Source organism: Plantactinospora sp. BC1 (assembly GCF_003030345.1).
In the GTDB taxonomy this organism is placed as follows: Bacteria; Actinomycetota; Actinomycetes; order Mycobacteriales; family Micromonosporaceae; genus Plantactinospora.
On sequence record NZ_CP028158.1, the window covers coordinates 5561895 to 5578649 of the forward strand.

A 16755-nucleotide genomic window follows, 5' to 3' on the forward strand; every position below is an offset into this window, starting at 1 on the left:
TCGGCACCGTCAGGCGTACCGGTTGAAGCCGCCCTCGGAGTCGATCACCTGGCCGGTGATCCAGCGGCCGTCCGGCGAGCAGAGCCACTCGACGAGCCGGGCGGCGTCGTCCGGCTGCCCCCACTGGCCGCCGGGGAAGAGGTGACCGCCGGCCGCCATCTCCTCCGGCGAGGCCCAACCGGTGTCGGTCGGCCCCGGGTTGACGCAGTTCACCGTGATGCCGCGGGGCATGAGCAGCGGGCTCAACTGCCGGGCCAGGTTCTCCACCCCGGCCTTGCTGGCCGCGTACGCCAGCTCGTCCGGCATCGGGCCGAGCCGTTGGCCGCTGGAGAAGAGCACCAGCCGGCCCCCGGAGCCGGCGTCGAACGCCGCCGCGAACGCCTCGGCGAGGAGCAGGTTCGCCCGCACGTTGACCACGAGGTGCCGGTCGATCTCGTCCGCGTCGAGCCTGCCGAGCGGGGTGGGCGTCGAATAGGCGTGCGCCGCGACCAGCACGTCGAGCCGGCCGTGGGCGAGTACCGCCGCCTCGACCAGTTCGGCCGGGGCGGTCGGCGAGGTCAGGTCGGCGGCCCGGTACCGGGTCAGGTCGGGGTCGCCGGTCAGCCGCTCCAGTTCGGCGAGCAGTCCGGGGATGCCCTCGGGGTCGCCGCCGTACGGCTGTGCCTCGTCGTACCCGGGTAGGCCGGTCAGCTGTAGCCGGTAGCCGGCGGCGGCGAACCGCCGGGCGACCGCGGCGGCGATCCCCGCCCGGCGACTGACTCCGGTTACCAGTGCGACCCGTTCCGCCATGCCGCAGAGTCAACCCGATCCGCCTCGTCCGGGCCAGCGGGAATCGCCGGTGGAACGGCCGACGCCCCCCAGGGTTCGGCGTCGGGCGGTCGGATGTCCGGCCGCCTTGCTAGGGTTCTGCCGCCCCCGAGCCCTACCGGAGCCGCCACACGATGACGATCGATGCGCACGGCAGCGCATTCGCCGGCCTGGCGGTGGTCGACAGACCCCACTGTGGACGGTCGCGCGGACCGGGCCGGAGGGCGGCCTCGGTGCGCTGGCGCTCCCCGGCGGGGACGGCGACCGGTACGTGGCGGTCGACGGGTGACTGGCATGATCGACGGATGACTGCCAGGGCGCCGCTGGGCGGGTGGCAGGGGTTCCGGGCGCGCGGGCGACGGCGGCACCGGGCAGCATGGGAATCCGGGACGTGACAGAGAGGTGGGGAGGGCAGCATGAAGGAGCTGATCGGCAGCCACGACCTGTTGTTCGTCACCCTGGACACACTCCGGTACGACGTGGCCGAGGAGCTTGCCTCGGCCGGGCGTACGCCGAATCTGGTGCGTGCGCTGCCGGGCGGGGTCTGGGAGCGACGGCACAGTCCGGCCAGCTTCACCTACGCGGCGCACCAGGCGTTCTTCGCCGGCTTCCTGCCCACGCCGACCACACCCGGCCCGCACACCCGGCTCTTCGCGGCGGCCGCCCCGGGCAGCGAGAGCACCGGTGAGCAGACCTGGACCTTCGACGCCCCGGACGTGGTGCGGGCCCTGGCCGGGGCGGGTTACCACACCGTCTGCGTGGGCGGCGTCGGCTTCTTCAACGGCCGGTCCCCGCTCGGCGGCGTGCTGCCGGCCCTCTTCGCCGAGGCGCACTGGGAGCCCGAGTTCGGCGTGTCCGCGCCCCGGTGCTTCGAGGCGCAGCTCGACCGGATCGCCACCGTGCTGCCGACCGTGCCGGAGGAGCGGCCGCTCTTCCTCTTCGTCAACGTCGCGGCGATCCACCAGCCGAACCGGCACTATCTGCCCGGCGCCGACCGGGACTCCCGGGAGAGCCACGCCGCCGCGCTGGAGTACGTCGACCGGCACATCGGACGGCTCTTCGCCCTCGCGACCTCCCGGGACCGGCCCTGCCTGGTGCTGCTCTGCTCCGACCACGGCACCGCGTACGGCGAGGAGGGGCACAGCGGTCACCGGCTCGGTCACGAGGTGGTGTGGACGGTGCCGTACGGGCAGTTCGTCCTCGAACCGGGGGACTGGGGCAAGCCCGGCGACTGGCCGGGGCCGGAACAGTCGGGGTGACCGGCTCGCTCGACGGGTTAGCGCGGCCGGCGAGCGTGGATCCGCCGGACCCGGCGGCCCCGAACCCGCCGGGTCCAGCGGCGCCGGTGTTCGGGTCGGTCGACGGAGCCGCGTTGTCTCCCGGGGACGCTAACGACGGCGTACGACAGTTTGCGCGCGCGGCGGGTCAGCCCTGCGCGGGTACGTCGGTGAAGTGCTCGACCACCGGCGGGGCGGCGAAGTACGGGCCGATCAGCGAGCGCCAGGTGTCGAACCGCTCGGTGGCCCGGAAGTTCTCCAGGTGGGCCTCGACCGACTCCCACTCGACCAGCAGCACGAACCGGGACGGCGACTCGATCCCCCGGGTCATCCGGACGGACCGGCAGCCGGGGGTACCGGCCAGCGTCGGGTGACCCTTGGCGTACGCCTCGGCGAACGCCTCCTCCTGACCGGCCAGCACGTCGATCAGGGCAATCTCCAGCACCATGATTCGCAGCATGGCACGCAGCGCCCGGGCTGGTCGATCGGGGTATACCCGTCCCGCCCGCCGGTACCTACGGTAGGAACTCCGAAGGATCTTGCGGGAGGTGCGCCATGCTCGACTGGCTGACCGGTACGGCATTCACCGTGGCGGATACGCCGACCAGCCGGGCCGAACTGCTCGGCTTCGCGACCGGCGTACTCAACGTCTGGTTGCTGGCCCGGCAGAAGATGTGGAACTGGCCGGTCGGTATCGCCAACGTGCTGCTGCTGATGCTGCTCTTCTGGACCGCCGGCCTGTACGCCGACGCCGGGCTCCAGATCGTCTACGTCGCACTCGGCCTCTACGGCTGGTGGGCCTGGCTCTTCGGCGGTGCGCAGCGGAGCCGGCTGGTGGTCAGCCGGACCGGCCGTCGGGAGTGGACGGTGCTGGTCGGCGCCGGTGCGGTGCTGACGCTGCTGCTCTGGCTGCTGCTGGACCGGGCGACCGACTCGACCGTGCCGCTGCCGGACGCGGTCACCACCGCGCTCTCCCTGATGGCGACGTACGGCCAGTGCCGCAAGCGGGTGGAGAGCTGGTGGATCTGGATCACCGCCGATCTCGTCTACATCCCGCTCTACGCCTACAAGGGCCTCTACCTGACCGCCGCGCTGTACGTGGTCTTCCTCGGGCTCTGCGTACTCGGGTTGCGGAACTGGCGGGCCGACCTGCGCCGGCTCTCGGCCGCCGCCCGGCCGATGGCGCCCGGGCCGGCGCCGGCCACCCCGTGAGCGTGCGCGACCCGGGCGGCCCCGCCGCCGCACCACGGCCCGGCCGGGCGGCTCCGCCGACCGCACGGAACACCGGAAGCTTTCCCGCCGGGCGGCCCGGCCGGGGTGCGGAGGCGGCCCACCCGGTGGTGGCGGCAGCCGGCCGGCCGGAGTTCGGGCACGGGCTGGTGGTGGGGAAGTTCTATCCGCCGCACGCCGGGCACCACGCGCTGATCGCCGAGGCGGCCCGCCGGTGCGCCGCCGTCACGGTGGTGGTGGCGCCGTCCCGGCGGGAGTCGATCCCGCTGGAGCTGCGGCTGGAGTGGTTGCGCGAGGTGCACGCCGCCGACCGGCACGTCCGGTTCGTCGGCCGGTACGACGACCATCCGGTCGACTACGCCGATCCGGCGGCCTGGGAGGCGCACTGTGCGGTCTTCCGGGCGGCGGTCGGACCGGACCGGGTCGACGCCGTCTTCTCCTCCGAGGCGTACGGAGCGGAGCTGGCCCGCCGGTTCGACGCGGTGGACGTACCCGTCGATCCGGCCCGGACCGCCCTTCCGGTCTCCGGCACGGCGGTCCGGGCCGATCCGGTGCGGCACTGGGCGATGCTCAGCCCACCGGTCCGGGCCTGGTTCGTCCGTCGGATCGTGGTGGTGGGCGCCGAGTCGACCGGTACCACCACGGTGGCCGAGGCGCTGGCCCGGCACTACCGCACCCGCTGGGTGCCCGAGTACGGCCGGGAACTCACCGAGGCGAAGCTCGGCCGGCTGCGGCGTACCGACCCGGCTGCGACGATCTTCGACGTCGAGTGGGACCGGGCGGACTTCGAGACGGTGGTCCGGGAGCAGCAGGCGGCCGAGGACGCCGCCGCCCGGCGGAGTGGGCCGCTGCTCTTCTGCGACACCGACGCCCGGGCCACCGCCGTCTGGGAGGAGCGGTATCTCGGTTCTACCTCGCCCCGGGTCCGGGCCGCCGCCCGCCGACCCGATCTCTATCTGCTGACCGACCACCGAGGGGTGCCGTTCGCCGACGACGGACTGCGGGACGGGGCACACCTGCGGGGCTGGATGACCGAGCGGTTTCGTGCCGTCCTGGCCGAGTCCGGGGTACCCGTGATCGAACTCACCGGTCCGCTCCGGGACCGGCTGCGCGCCGCGATCCTGGCCTGCGACGCGATCCTCGCGGCCGGTTGGTCCCTGGCCGACCCGGTCTGGCCCCGGGATAGCACCTAGGTTCCTAGGATGGTCAGCGGTGGTGACCAGAGTCGCCCGGACAGGGGGAGATGCGCAACCGGCGGGGAATGGTGAACAATGGCGCTGTAGGAGGGGAGTATTCCTTCGCGACGGTGTCGTCAACACGGTCATCGGCCGGCAGACCGGTACGAAGACCCGGCACCGTAGGTTGTCGCCACGGCGTCTCCGCGTGGCGACGGCGGAAGAGACCTCCGACAGTCACCACCGTCTACACCGCCTGACGCGCGTCATCCGCGTGCTGACGGCGGTGCCGCGTGCCTGCCGGAGGAGTGCTTTGAACGTGTCCGCCTGGGTGTGGGTCGTCTCGCTGGTCGTGCTGACGGCGATCCTGCTACTCGATCTCGTGATCATCGGCCGACGACCCCACGAGCCGAGCCTGAAGGAGTCCGGCCTCTGGGTCGCCCTCTACGTCGGCCTCGCGATCGTCTTCGGGGTCGGTCTGGCCCTGACCACCAACTTCACCGTAGCCGGGGAGTTCTACACCGGTTGGCTGACCGAATACAGCCTCTCGGTGGACAACCTCTTCGTCTTCGTGATCATCATGTCCAGATTCGGCGTGCCCCGGCAGTACCAGCAGAAGGTGCTGCTGATCGGCATCGTGCTGGCGCTGGTGATGCGCGGCGGCTTCATCGCGGCCGGTGCGGCCCTGATCAACCAGTTCTCCTGGGTCTTCTACATCTTCGGCGCGTTCCTCATCTACACGGCGATCAACTTCTTCCGCCAGGGTGAGCCGACCGAGGACGACTTCAAGGAGAACCTGCTGATCCGCTGGAGTCGGCGCGCCCTGCCGATCTCCCGGGACTTCTCCGGCACCCGGCTCACGGTGCAGGAGAACGGCCGCCGGCTCTTCACCCCGATGCTGATCGTGCTGATCGCGATCGGCACCACCGACCTGGTCTTCGCGCTCGACTCCATCCCGGCGATCTTCGGGATCACCCAGGAGCCGTACCTGGTCTTCACCGCCAACGTCTTCGCGCTGATGGGGCTGCGGCAGCTCTACTTCCTGCTCGGCGGGCTGCTCGACCGGCTGGTCTACCTCAACATCGGGCTCGCCGTGGTGCTCGGCTTCATCGGGGTCAAGCTGGTGCTGGAGGCGCTGGCCGGCAACAACCTCGGGTTCCTCAACGGCGGCGAGCCGATCAGCTGGGCGCCGCACATCCCGATCTGGCTCTCGCTCACCGTCATCCTGGGCACCCTGGCGATCGCGACCGTGGCCAGCCTGATCAAGTCGAGTCGGGACCGCCGGTCGACCGACAAGGTCCCGGTCGCCTGACGCGACGGCCGAGTCCCGGTCGGCTGACACGACCGCCGCGCCCAGGTCGCCTCGGGCGACCGCCGACGCGGCGGGTCGGGAGTGAACCTTCTCACCTCCCCTCGCGGGCCACCCGGCCCGCGAGGGGAGCGGGGTCGAGGCCCCGTCGGTTCAGCCGGGAAAGGGTTCGGTGACCCGGTGCGCGCCGACCAGCGTCGCGACCCGGTCGGCGGGCATCGGTTCCTCCAGGACCCGGCGCTTGGTGTAGCAGGCGTGCAGCATCCGCCGGTCGCCGTCCGGTCCGGGACGGGCCGTGACGATGCCGATGTGGTGCACGGGCCGGCCGGGACGGGCGAAGAAGTAGAGGTCGCCGGGGCGTTCCGCGCCGAGCGGCACCGGGACCGTCGCCGCCGCCTGGTCGTCGGCGTCTCTCGGCAGGCGTACGCCGAAGCGCCGCCAGGCCAGGTGCACCAGGCCGGAGCAGTCGATGCCGTACGCCGAGACGCCGCCCCAGAGATAGACCACGTTACGCAGCCGACTGGCCACCGTGAGCACCTCGGTCGCGCTGGGCAGCCGGCTCGGTGCCGGGGCGAGATGGGTGTCGGGAGCCCAGAGCGGCTGCCCGTGGTCGGGGACCCGCACCGGCCGCCAGCCGCCCCGGGGCGGTCCCGCGCTGGCCAGCCGGGTGCCCAGGATGACCCCGGGCAGCAGCACCGCGCCGGACGGGGCGTCGTGCAGCCGGGTGACGGTCGCCGCGACGACCAGGTCCGTCGGTGCCGGCGCCGGATCGGCGGCCTCGACGAGCTGCTCGCCCGGTAGCCAGCCCGGATATCCCCTCGGGTCGAGCCTGGCCGCCGGCTGTTCCACGGCGACGACCCGGACCCAGCCGTCCGGGCGGACCTGTTCGACCAGTACCCGCTCGCCGAGCAGGAGCTGACTGAGCACGCACTCGCCGACCCGCTGGTCGGCGGTCATCCCGGAGATCCAGCCGGCGATGTCGGTCCGGCGGGACAACGCCGGTGCGTCCACCGGGCGGACCGCCTCCGGACGCGCCCACAGGGTGGCGACGGCGACCCGGACAACGGCCTCGTGCCCCGAGCGCAGCACCATGTCAGTACCACCCGTCCTCGCCCGCTCTCCGCCCGACCATATGAAACTTACCGCCGTACTGCAACAAGCCACTGAATGTTGCCTTCACAGGCGGCAGGTGACGGCCGTCGATGTGACGGGCGGCGGATTCTGGCGGGTGGCGGGCTCTGACGGGTGGCGGGCTCTGACGGGTGGCGGACGGTCTGCCCGGGTCAGGACGTCGGCGGGGGCGTCCGGTGCAGGCCGGCGATGCCGAGGCCGGGTGCGTCGGGCAGCAGCACGGCGGCATTCTCGTACCGGATGCCGCCCTGCACCGGCGACCAGGCCAGCCACCAGGCGGCGTCCAGGTCGGAGACGGCGCTGGTGCCGTACGCGGCGACCAGGCTGGCGGCCGCGCCGATCCCGATCTGACTCTCCATCATCGAGCCGACCAGCGTGCCGAGGCCGTGCTCGGCGGCCAACTCCAGCAGCGCGCGGGCCGGCCCCAGCCCGCCACACTTGGCCAGCTTCACGTTCACCATGTCGGCGGCCCGCCGCTGGATCACCTCGACCAGGTCGCGCAGCCCGTAGACCGACTCGTCGGCCAGGATCGGCACGTCCACCCGCTCGGCCACCCAGGCCAACCCGGCGACGTCCCGGGCGTGCACCGGCTGCTCCACCAACTCCACGTCCAGGCCGGCGTCCTCGACACTGCGGATCACCCGGACCGCCTCCCGGGGCGTCCAGCCCTGGTTGGCGTCGAGCCGGATCCGGGTCTGCGGACCGGCGGCGGCGCGTACCGCCCGGACCCGGGCCAGGTCACCCGAGGCGTCGGTGCCGACCTTCACCTTGAGTACGTCGAAACCGTCGGCCACCCGCTGCTTCGCCGCCCCGGCCAACTCGACCGCGTCCCCGGCCGACAGGGTGACGTCGGTGCCGACCCGCCGGGACGTACCGCCGAGCAGCCGTACCAGCGGTACGCCGAGCCGCCGGGCCGCCAGGTCGTGCAGTGCGACGTCCACCGCCGCCTTCGCCGCCTCGTTGCCGACCACCGCCCGGCGCACCTCCGCGCAGAGCGCCACCAGGTCGTCCGGGTTCCGTCGGGTGAGCAGTGGGGCGAGCACCTCCTCGACGCAGGCCCGCGCGCCGCCGATCGACGCCCCGGTCACCCGCCACACCTGCGGTGCCTCGCCGAACCCGGACCGCCCGTCGGCGTCGACCACCTCCACCACGAGGGTCTCTACTGTGGAGGTACGACGCAGTGCGGTCACGAACGGCGTGTGCAGCGGAGCGGAGAGCCGGTGGGTGCGTACCGAGGCGATCGACATGCAGGCACCATATCGAGGGTCGGCTCAGCCGACGGTCCCCAGACGGTGTCGGGCGGCCCAGACCAGGGCGGAGACCCGGGCGACGAGACGGCGGGCCCGCGCGTCCCGGTCCTCGCCGGGCGGCCCACCGGCACCGTCCGGCGGCGCGCTGGTGCAGACCACCACGGCGTACGGGGGCGCGTCGTCCGGGAAGACCACTCCGGCGCCGTGCCGGACGCCGCGTACCCAGCCGTTCTTGTGTGCGATCCGGGTGCCCGGCGGCAGCCCGGCGGCCAGGTCCTCACCGCGCTCCTGGGCGAGCAGCACGTCCAGCATCGCGGCGCAGGCGCCGGGGGAGGCCAGCCGGGACCGGGCGATCCCGCCGAGCAGCCGGGCCAGGTCGGCCGCGGTGACCTGGTTGTCGAGCCCGGCGTCCCGGGCGGCGAAGTCCTCGATGCCCCGCCGGGTGTGGCTATGCCGGGCGCCGCTGTCGGCCCAGACCTGCGCGACGGCGGGCAGCCCGACGTGCCCGAGCACCAGGTTGGTGGCGAGGTTGCTGGAGCGGACGATCATCCGTTCGGCGAGCCAGCGCAGCGGGGCGGTGCCGCCGACCCGGGCCCAGACCGCCTCGTCGTTGTCGTAGTCCGGCGCGCAGCAGAACCGGCCCGCGCCCGGCCGGGCCGAGTCGAACTCGTTGACCACCGGCACCGGCGCGTCCAACTCCACCTCGCCGGCCTCGGCGGCCCGGTACAGGGCGGCCAGCACCGCCACCTTCATGGTGCTGGCCGCGTAGTGCGGGGTGTCCGGCAGCCGGGTGTACGCGGGCCGGCGGCCGAGCCGACCCGCGTAGACCGAGACGGTGCCGGGCAGCGCCGCCAGCTCACCGTCGAGCGTGTCCCAGGGCATCGGAGTGAGGTACGACCGGACTCAGTTGGCGTGCTTGCGCCGGGCGGCGGCGCGGGCCCGGGACGGGGCGTCCAGCACCACCTTGCGGAGCCGGATCGCCACCGGGGTCACCTCGACGCACTCGTCCTCGCGGCAGAACTCCAGGGCCTGCTCCAGGGAGAGCTTGCGCGGCGGGATCAGCTTCTCGGTCTCCTCGCTGGTCGAGGAGCGCATGTTGGTGAGCTTCTTCTCCTTGGTGATGTTGACGTCCATGTCGTCGGAGCGGGAGTTCTCGCCGACCAGCATCCCCTCGTAGACCTCGGTGGAGGGCTCGACGAAGAGGGTGCCGCGCTCCTGGAGGTTGAGCATCGCGAACGCGGTCGCCACCCCGGAGCGGTCGGCGACCAGCGAGCCGGTGTTCCTGGTGCGCAGCTCCCCGAACCACGGCTCGTACGACTCGAAGACGTGGTGCAGGATGCCGGTGCCCCGGGTGTCGGTGAGGAACTCGGTGCGGAAGCCGATCAGCCCCCGGGCCGGTACCAGCCACTCCATCCGGATCCAGCCGGTGCCGTGGTTGACGAGCTGCTCCATCCGGCCCTTCCGGGTGGCCAGCAGCTGGGTGATGGCGCCGAGGTATTCCTCCGGGGCGTCGATGGTGAGCCGCTCGACCGGCTCGCAGATCTTGCCGTCGATCTCCCGGGTCACCACCTGCGGCTTGCCGACGGTCAGCTCGTACGACTCGCGGCGCATCTGCTCGACCAGGATGGCCAGCGCCAGCTCGCCGCGGCCCTGCACCTCCCAGGCGTCCGGCCGGTCGGTGGGGATCACCCGGAGCGAGACGTTGCCGATCAGTTCCCGGTCCAGCCGGTCCTTGACCATCCGGGCGGTGACCTTGGCGCCCTTGACCCGGCCGACCAGCGGCGAGGTGTTGGTGCCGATGGTCATCGAGATCGCCGGCTCGTCGACGGTGATCAGTGGCAGCGGCCGGGGGTCCTCCAGGTCGGCCAGGGTCTCGCCGATCATGATCTCGGGGATGCCGGCGACCGCGATGATGTCGCCCGGCCCGGCCGAGGTGGCCGACTTGCGCTCCAGCCCCTCGGTGATCAGCAGTTCGGAGACCCGGACCCGCTCGACGGTGCCGTTGGTGCGGCACCAGGCCACGGTCTCACCCTTGGTGATGGTGCCCTGGCGGACCCGGCACAGCGCCAGCCGGCCGAGGAACGGCGAGGCGTCCAGGTTGGTGACGTGCGCCTGCAACGGCGCGTTCTCGTCGTAGGCGGGCGGCGGGATGGTCTCCAGCAGGCTGCGGAAGAGCGGCTCCAGCGAGCTGCTGTCGCTCGGCACGGTGCCGTCGGCGGGCTGGGTCAGCGAGGCGATGCCGTCCCGGGCGCAGGCGTAGATGATCGGGAAGTCGATCTGCTCGGCGTCCGCGTCCAGGTCCAGGAAGAGTTCGTACGTGTCATCGACCACCTCCTTGATCCGGGCGTCCGGCCGGTCCACCTTGTTGATCACGAGGATGATCGGCATCCGGGCCTGGAGCGCCTTGCGGAGCACGAACCGGGTCTGCGGCAGCGGGCCCTCGCTGGCGTCCACCAGCAGCAGCACGCCGTCGACCATGGTCAGCCCGCGTTCCACCTCGCCGCCGAAGTCGGCGTGCCCGGGAGTGTCGATGATGTTGATGGTGACCGGGTCCGAACCGTCCGCCGGCAGGTAGCGCACGGCGGTGTTCTTGGCCAGGATGGTGATGCCCTTCTCCCGCTCCAGGTCCATGGAGTCCATCACCCGGTCGGCCGGCTCGGCCCGGGCCGAGAACGCGCCGGACTGCCGCAGCATGGCGTCGACCAGGGTGGTCTTGCCGTGGTCGACGTGGGCGATGATTGCGACATTACGAAGGTCCCCGCGGGTCTGCATGCTCTCCATCCTCCCGCCTGCGCGATCCGGGCCGGCGTCCGGGTTCCCCCTGAGGTAACCCCGCTCTCGGCGGGAATCGCTGTGCCATCACACCACGCGGCTGGCATGCTGGCCGGGGTGTTCGGGGGGTCGCCGTGCAGGATGTGTTGACGGTGGTGCGGGAGTTGCCGCCGGTGCTTGTCTATCTGGCCGCAGCGCTGCTGGTGGCCACCGAGACGGCGGTGATCATCGGGCTGGTGATGCCGGCCGAGGCGACCCTGCTGGCGGTCGGCTTCCTCGCCTACACCGGGATGCTGCGGCTCGGGCCCGCGCTGGTGGTGATGATTGTCGCAGCGGTGCTCGGCGACGCGCTGGCGTTCCGCAGCGGCCGGCGGCACGGACCCCGGATGCGGGCCGGCCGGTGGGGGAGCCGGGTCGGCGAGCAACGCTGGGCGAAGGCCGACGCGATGCTGGTCCGGCTGGGCGGGCGCGGGGTGTTCGCGGCCCGCTGGGTGGCGTTCGCCCGGACCCTGGTGCCCCGGCTGGCCGGCAGCGCCGGGATGCCGTACCGGCGGTTCGCGCCGTGGAACCTCGCCGGGGTGGTGACCTGGGTCGGCGGCTCGGTGCTGGCCGGCTATCTGGCCGGGGAGTCCTACGAGACGGTCTCCCACTATCTCGGCAAGGCGACCGGGGCGGTACTACTGCTGATCGTCTTCATCGTGGCGATCGTCCTGGTCGGCCGCTGGCTCGGCCGGAATCCCGATCCGGTCCGGTCGCTGCTGTCCCGGGCCGTCGCCCGGCCGCCGCTGCGCTGGCTCGCCCGGCGGTACGGGGTGCTCTTCTTCCTGCTGTCGATGCACATCGGGCCGGGCTGGACGCTGCTGGCGAACCTGGTCGCCGGGCTGGCGCTGCTCTTCGTCTCCGGGCTCGCCCTGGCCTGGCTGCTCGACCTGGTGATCACCCAGAGCGGGCTGTCGGTGGTCGACAGCGCGATCGCGGAGTGGTTCGCGTCCCGGCGTACCGACGGGGTGGCCGAGCTGGCGCACGGGGCGATCGGCGCGCTGCGCGGGCCGGTGCTGATCCTGGTGGTGGCGCTGGTCGCCGCGGTGGTCGGCTGGCGTACCCGGCCGTGGCGGGCCGACCTGCTCAGCGTGCTCGGTACGGTCGGTGCCTTCGTACCGCTGCTGGTGCTGGTCCTGGTGACCGACGTCACCGGGCCGACCAGCGGGGCGCCGGTGCGGCTGCTGCCGGCCCAGAACGCGGTGGTCGCGGCCAGCCTCTGCACGCTGGCCTGGTTGCTGGCCCGGCAGAGCCGCTGGCCGATGGCGGTGGCGGCCTGGACGGTGGCGGCGGTCGGGGTGGTGACCATCGGCGCCGCCCGGCTCTACGTCGGCTGGAGTTCGGCGAGCGAGACCGTCACCTCGATGCTGCTCGGGGTGCTCTGGACGGCGGTCTTCATGGTCGCCTGGGCGACCCGGGACCGGCTGGTACGCGCCGGCCGGACCTCGACCGGGCCGTCGACCCCGAACCGGCCCGAGCCCTCGCCGGACGAGCCCCTGCCCTCGCCGGACGAGCCCCTGCCCTCGCCGGACGAGACCCTGCCCTCGCCGGACGAGCCCCTGCCCTCGCCGGACGAGGCCCGGCCCTCGGCCGGCGAGGCTCAGCCCCCGGTGGACGAGGCACTGGCGGCCGGGAGTGCGGCCCGGTCGCCGACGGAACGGGGCGGTACGCCGGCCGCCGGAGCCGCCCAGGCCGGCCGGACGGTCGAGGCCCCCTGAGCCGCCGGTGTGCCTGTTATGGTGCGCCGGGAGATTCGGGGGACTCGCATGACGCAGTGGCTACGCAGCACCGGCCTGGTGTCGGGGGCGCTGGTCCTGGCGCTGGGCACCGTGGTCGGCTGCGCCAACGGCGAGCAGGGCGGCGACGGCGGCACGACCACGGTCGCGGCGCAGGCCGACCCGACCGCCGCCGCGGAGCCGAGCGCGGCCGGCGAGTCGACGACCGACCCGGAGCCGCCCGCCGTGGTGGGGCTCGGCGCCCGGCCGACCCCGTCGGCGACCCCCCGCCGCACCGCCAGCAAGAAGCCGGGGCCGCGCAAGGTCCCGAAGCCGCCGACCGAGACGAAGCTGCCGCCGCCGCCACCGAAGCCGGAGACCGGCTGCACCAAGCCGCGCTACGAGGGCAGCCAGGCCAGCCGGGCCCAGGTCAAGCAGGCGCTGACCGAGGCGGCCGGCCGGACCTACTGGCCGAACTCGGCGCCGGGCATCCGGGTGCCGGTCGACCTGGTCAAGGCGACCGCCTGGCAGGAGAGCGGCTGGCAGTCGAACATCATCGCCTGCGACGGCGGGGTGGGGCTGATGCAGGTCATGCCGGACACCGCCGCCTTCGTCAACCAGCGCTTCGACCAGTCGTACGACATCGACGCCTACCGGGACAACGCCACGCTCGGCGCGAACTACCTCGCCTGGCTGATCAAGTACATCGGTGACGCCTTCTTCGAGAGCGACTACGGGGTCTCCGCCGACGACTGCACCACCGCACTCGACTCCTGCCTGCTGAACGCGGTGATCTCGGCGTACAACTTCGGTCCGGGGGCGGTGGTGACCGACGACGGGTTGAAGATCCCCAATCCGCAGTACGTCCGCAACGTCCGGGCGCTGATGACGGAGTGTGAATGCCTGGCCTTCTGATTTCGCGGGTCGGCTGACCGTCCCCACCCGACCTCGGATGGGTTGACCACTGCTTTTGGTCATATTGGCAGCTTGGACGACTGGACTCCGGTCGATGTCGCGGATACGGTCAGTAGTGAACACCTGCCTCCGAGTCAGGAGGAACGACCGATGCGACTGCTCTGGCTAGCCGACGTGCTCCGGTCCGCCGGTCTCACCGTGCACGAGGTCGGCGGCTGGCGAAGTCGAGGGTCCACGTCCTTCGATCCACACGGGATCATGTGCCACGAGACCCGCGGCTCGCTCCGCTCCACCGACGCCGGTGAGATCCACGTCCTGCTCAACGGCTCCGCGACGGCGCCGCCACCGATCGCCCAGCTCTACCTCTCCCGCACCGGGCACTGGCACGTGATCGCCTCCGGCCGGTGCAACCACGTCCGGGTCGGTTGGGCCGGGCCGTTCAAGGGGGTCGGCAACTCCGGCCTGGTCGGGATCGAGGCGCAGCACGCCCTCGGCGAGCCGTGGACCGAGCGGCAGTACGAGTCCTATGTGCGGGGTGTCCGGGCGCTGCGGGACCGTACCGGTTGGGGGATCGCCGGCCACAAGGAGCACCAGCCGGCCGGCTACGGACACCCGAGCGTCAAGACGGACCCGAGCTTCAACATGAACCAGTTCCGGCGCGACGTCGCGGCGGCATCGTCCGGAGGGGAGAACATCATGCCCGCACTGTCCGATCAGGAGCAGGAACAGCTGCTCAAGTACGCCAAGGACGTCAACTACATCCTCTGGCAGGGTGCGCAGAAGCCGGACGGCAGCGGCCGTACCGACATCCGGCAGCACTTCTACAACATCGAGGGGATGCTGACCGAGGTCAAGGCGAACCAGATGACCATGCTCGGCAAGGACTGGGTCAACGAGCAGGAGATCATCGACGGCGTGCTCAGTGGGCTCGGCTCGAAGGACCTCGACGACGCGGCGACCGCGCTGCGCGCGGCGTTCGGCGACCGGATCGCGGAGCTGGCCGCCAAACTCGCCGCGCCCTGAGCGTCCCGCCGCGCCGTCGCGGCCCCGCCAGCCGGGTCACGCCCTCGGCAGGGTGGTGCCGGTCACGGCCCCGCCAGCCGGGTCACGCCCTCGGCCGGGTGGCCCGGCGTCCGGTCAGCCGGGCGTGCGGCGGCGCAGCCAGGCGTCCTCGGCGAGGTAGTCGAAGTAGTCGGTCCGGTAGTTCTGCGCGAGATCCGGGAAGACGGTCCGCCAGTCCCGGCCGTGCGCCGCGTCCACCAGCCACCGTACGGTCGCCGGCAGCGAGTCGAGGTAGCTGGTCACCGGCCGGTAGCCGAGCTGACGTTCCGCCACACTCATGTCCAGCACCACCGGGTACGGCGTCGACCACGGCGTCTCACCGACCGGTGGTGCCGGCGACGGACCCTCGATCAGCACGTCCTCCGCGTCGTGGTCCAGCACCGCGTGCACGGCGGCGCCGATCTCGCGTACGGTCGGCGGCTCCGGGTCACCGGCGTTGAGCACCCGGGCTCCGGGCTCGGCGGCGGAGAGCCGGATCAGCTCGGCGAGGTTGGCGGTGCAGATCGGGTGGAAGCGGCTCTCCCCGGCGTACGCCAGCACCCGTACCGGCCGGTTGTCCAGGGCGCGCTTGACGAAGTGCCACTCGCGCGGGTGCACGGTGTGCGGCCCGTGGATCGCACCGGCCCGCAGCAGGGTGGTCGGCAGGACCGCTCCGGCGGCGAGCAGTTCACGCTCCATCGCCGCCTTCCCGGCCGCGTAGGTCTGCGCGCTCGCCGTCGCGTCCGGGTCCAGGGGTGCGACGGTCGGCTGGGTCTCGGCGATCGGCACCGGGAACCGGACTCCCTCGGTGCCGAACCCCCGGCCCGCGTCGTCCAGGTAGACCCCGGCGGTGGAGACGACGACGGCCGAGCCGATCCGGTCGGCGAGCCGGAGCAGTTGGCGGGCGTGCCGGGCGTCGTACGCGACGGTGTCGACCAGCACGTCGCAGCCGTCACCGACCGCGGCGGCCAGCCCGGCGTCGTCCTCGCGGTCCAGCGGGACCAGTTCGACGTTCCAGTCCAGGGGCCAGGGCGCACCGGCCCGCAGGCCCCGGGCGGCGGCCCGGACGTGCCAGCCGTCGGCGACCAGGGCCCGGACCGCGGCCCGACCGACCTGCCCGGTGGCACCGACGACCAGGGCGAGCTTCTCCATACCGTCACGCTAGATCCGCGTCGCCGAGGTTGCGAGCGCTTCCGCTGTCAGCCGAACCTGCCGCCCGTCGATCTTGGCCAACCGGCCGGGGCGGGTCGGGTCAGCGGGTGACCAGGGTCATCTCCACCGAATAGCGGGCCGCCAGATAGGCGTGCGCGCCGTACTCGACGGCGCGGCCGGCGGAGTCGTAGGTGGTGCGCCGGATGGTCAGCACGGTGCTGCCCCGGGCAACCCCGAGCAGCCGGGCCTCGCCGGCCAGCGCGGGCCGGGCCGACACCTGCTGGTTGGCCAGTTGCAGTGTCACGCCCTGGCGGCGGAGCAACTGGTAGAGGCCGTGCTCGCCGAGCCCGGCCCGATCCACGCTGACCAGTGCCGGCGGCAGGTAGTTGCGCATCACCGCGAGCGGTTGGCCGTCGGCCGAGCGGAGCCGTTCCACGGCGATCACCTCGGCGCCCTCGGGCACGTCGAGCGCCGCCGCCTCGTCGGGGCCGGCCGGCACCCGGTCGAGCCGGAGCACCTCGGTCGAGGGGCGGCGGCCGGCGCTGGCGAGGTCGTCGAAGAGGCTGGTCAGGGCGAGTGGCCGGCGCACCGGCCGGGCCATCACCACCGTGCCGAGGCCGCGTCGGCGGACCAGCAGCCCCTGCCGGACCAGGGTCTCGATCGCCTTGCGCAGGGTCGGCCGGCTGACCGCGAGCTGGTCGGCGAGTTCGATCTCGTTGTCGAGCCGGCCGCCCGGTGGCAGCGTGCCGGCGGTGATCGCCTGCTCCAGTTGCTGGGCGATCTGGAAATAGAGCGGCATCGGGCTGTCCCGGTCGATGACGACACCGTCCAGGGAGACCTTCGCACCGCGCTCACCGGCGAGGACCACGACCGTCATCGTACGGCATCGTGCTGAGGTGAGGTTGTCACTATGTATTGACAAAGGTCGACTTCGGCGGGGAA

The 16755-nt window shown here is 72.6% G+C and carries 14 protein-coding genes and 1 pseudogene; 7 read left to right on the plus strand and 8 right to left on the minus strand.

Going from position 1 to position 16755, the window contains the following annotated elements:
• Positions 1-9: 9 nt before the first annotated feature.
• Entirely contained in the window at positions 10-789 is a 780-nt protein-coding gene (locus C6361_RS24255; protein WP_107269122.1) for an SDR family oxidoreductase, read from the minus strand.
• A gap of 434 nt (positions 790-1223) precedes the next feature.
• On the opposite strand from C6361_RS24255, the gene C6361_RS24260 reads away from it, so the two are divergent.
• Positions 1224-2066 (plus strand): STM4013/SEN3800 family hydrolase, encoded by an 843-nt coding sequence (locus C6361_RS24260; protein ID WP_107263456.1) that lies wholly within the window; start codon positions 1224-1226, stop codon positions 2064-2066.
• Positions 2067-2232: 166 nt separating this feature from the next.
• Here the strand turns inward: C6361_RS24260 and C6361_RS24265 are convergent, their stop codons facing one another.
• A complete protein-coding gene (locus C6361_RS24265) occupies positions 2233-2532 on the minus strand; it encodes an antibiotic biosynthesis monooxygenase (RefSeq protein WP_107271147.1) in 300 nt (99 codons plus the stop codon).
• A 107-nt stretch (positions 2533-2639) separates the two neighbouring features.
• On the opposite strand from C6361_RS24265, the gene pnuC reads away from it, so the two are divergent.
• From pnuC to C6361_RS24280, 3 genes are all read left to right on the plus strand, one after another.
• Positions 2640-3296, plus strand: coding sequence for a nicotinamide riboside transporter PnuC (gene pnuC, locus C6361_RS24270; protein ID WP_107263457.1), 657 nt, complete (start codon positions 2640-2642; stop codon positions 3294-3296).
• Between the two features lie 2 nt (positions 3297-3298).
• The gene (locus C6361_RS24275) at positions 3299-4507 is read left to right on the plus strand and encodes an AAA family ATPase (protein WP_234358974.1); all 1209 of its coding nucleotides are present in this window, start codon (positions 3299-3301) and stop codon (positions 4505-4507) included.
• A 295-nt stretch (positions 4508-4802) separates the two neighbouring features.
• The gene (locus tag C6361_RS24280) at positions 4803-5801 is read left to right on the plus strand and encodes a TerC family protein (protein ID WP_107263458.1); all 999 of its coding nucleotides are present in this window, start codon (positions 4803-4805) and stop codon (positions 5799-5801) included.
• A gap of 150 nt (positions 5802-5951) precedes the next feature.
• Here C6361_RS24280 and C6361_RS24285 read toward each other — a convergent pair whose 3' ends face one another.
• From C6361_RS24285 to typA, 4 genes are all read right to left on the minus strand, one after another.
• Positions 5952-6890 carry an NlpC/P60 family protein gene (locus tag C6361_RS24285; RefSeq protein WP_107269123.1) on the minus strand — a complete coding sequence of 313 codons (939 nt, stop codon included), beginning with the start codon at positions 6888-6890 and terminating at the stop codon, positions 5952-5954.
• Between the two features lie 191 nt (positions 6891-7081).
• The gene (locus tag C6361_RS24290) at positions 7082-8176 is read right to left on the minus strand and encodes a mandelate racemase/muconate lactonizing enzyme family protein (RefSeq protein ID WP_107263460.1); all 1095 of its coding nucleotides are present in this window, start codon (positions 8174-8176) and stop codon (positions 7082-7084) included.
• 24 nt (positions 8177-8200) lie between these two features.
• Positions 8201-9061: a serine hydrolase gene (locus C6361_RS24295; RefSeq protein WP_107269124.1), complete on the minus strand. Its 861-nt coding sequence runs from the start codon at positions 9059-9061 to the stop codon at positions 8201-8203.
• A gap of 21 nt (positions 9062-9082) precedes the next feature.
• The gene (gene typA, locus C6361_RS24300) at positions 9083-10951 is read right to left on the minus strand and encodes a translational GTPase TypA (protein ID WP_107264569.1); all 1869 of its coding nucleotides are present in this window, start codon (positions 10949-10951) and stop codon (positions 9083-9085) included.
• Between the two features lie 134 nt (positions 10952-11085).
• On the opposite strand from typA, the pseudogene C6361_RS24305 reads away from it, so the two are divergent.
• The 3 genes and pseudogenes from C6361_RS24305 to C6361_RS24315 form a co-directional block, all read left to right on the plus strand.
• A pseudogene (locus C6361_RS24305) lies at positions 11086-12471 on the plus strand (DedA family protein); the annotation flags it as partial.
• 285 nt (positions 12472-12756) lie between these two features.
• The gene (locus C6361_RS24310; protein WP_107269126.1) at positions 12757-13620 is read left to right on the plus strand and encodes a lytic transglycosylase domain-containing protein; all 864 of its coding nucleotides are present in this window, start codon (positions 12757-12759) and stop codon (positions 13618-13620) included.
• A 150-nt stretch (positions 13621-13770) separates the two neighbouring features.
• On the plus strand, positions 13771-14643 hold the full coding sequence (locus C6361_RS24315; RefSeq protein WP_107263464.1) for an N-acetylmuramoyl-L-alanine amidase: 873 nt from the start codon (positions 13771-13773) through the stop codon (positions 14641-14643).
• A 114-nt stretch (positions 14644-14757) separates the two neighbouring features.
• On the opposite strand, the gene C6361_RS24320 is transcribed toward C6361_RS24315, so the two are convergent.
• Together C6361_RS24320 and C6361_RS24325 are read right to left on the minus strand one after the other, a co-directional pair.
• Positions 14758-15813, minus strand: a complete 1056-nt coding sequence (locus tag C6361_RS24320) for an NAD(P)-dependent oxidoreductase (protein WP_199853068.1) — start codon at positions 15811-15813, stop codon at positions 14758-14760.
• A gap of 100 nt (positions 15814-15913) precedes the next feature.
• Entirely contained in the window at positions 15914-16690 is a 777-nt protein-coding gene (locus C6361_RS24325) for a GntR family transcriptional regulator (RefSeq protein WP_199853069.1), read from the minus strand.
• Positions 16691-16755: the final 65 nt, after the last annotated feature.

Bases quoted from the DNA above. Each gene is read 5' to 3' on its own strand.
- C6361_RS24255 (WP_107269122.1), bottom strand. From the start codon at position 789: ATGGCGGAACGGGTCGCACTGGTAACCGGAGTCAGTCGCCGGGCGGGG.
- C6361_RS24260 (WP_107263456.1), top strand. From the start codon at position 1,224: ATGAAGGAGCTGATCGGCAGCCACGACCTGTTGTTCGTCACCCTGGAC.
- C6361_RS24265 (WP_107271147.1), bottom strand. From the start codon at position 2,532: ATGGTGCTGGAGATTGCCCTGATCGACGTGCTGGCCGGTCAGGAGGAG.
- pnuC (WP_107263457.1), top strand. From the start codon at position 2,640: ATGCTCGACTGGCTGACCGGTACGGCATTCACCGTGGCGGATACGCCG.
- C6361_RS24285 (WP_107269123.1), bottom strand. From the start codon at position 6,890: ATGGTGCTGCGCTCGGGGCACGAGGCCGTTGTCCGGGTCGCCGTCGCC.
- C6361_RS24290 (WP_107263460.1), bottom strand. From the start codon at position 8,176: ATGTCGATCGCCTCGGTACGCACCCACCGGCTCTCCGCTCCGCTGCAC.
- C6361_RS24295 (WP_107269124.1), bottom strand. From the start codon at position 9,061: ATGCCCTGGGACACGCTCGACGGTGAGCTGGCGGCGCTGCCCGGCACC.
- typA (WP_107264569.1), bottom strand. From the start codon at position 10,951: ATGCAGACCCGCGGGGACCTTCGTAATGTCGCAATCATCGCCCACGTC.
- C6361_RS24310 (WP_107269126.1), top strand. From the start codon at position 12,757: ATGACGCAGTGGCTACGCAGCACCGGCCTGGTGTCGGGGGCGCTGGTC.
- C6361_RS24315 (WP_107263464.1), top strand. From the start codon at position 13,771: ATGCGACTGCTCTGGCTAGCCGACGTGCTCCGGTCCGCCGGTCTCACC.
- C6361_RS24320 (WP_199853068.1), bottom strand. From the start codon at position 15,813: ATGGAGAAGCTCGCCCTGGTCGTCGGTGCCACCGGGCAGGTCGGTCGG.
- C6361_RS24325 (WP_199853069.1), bottom strand. From the start codon at position 16,690: ATGACGGTCGTGGTCCTCGCCGGTGAGCGCGGTGCGAAGGTCTCCCTG.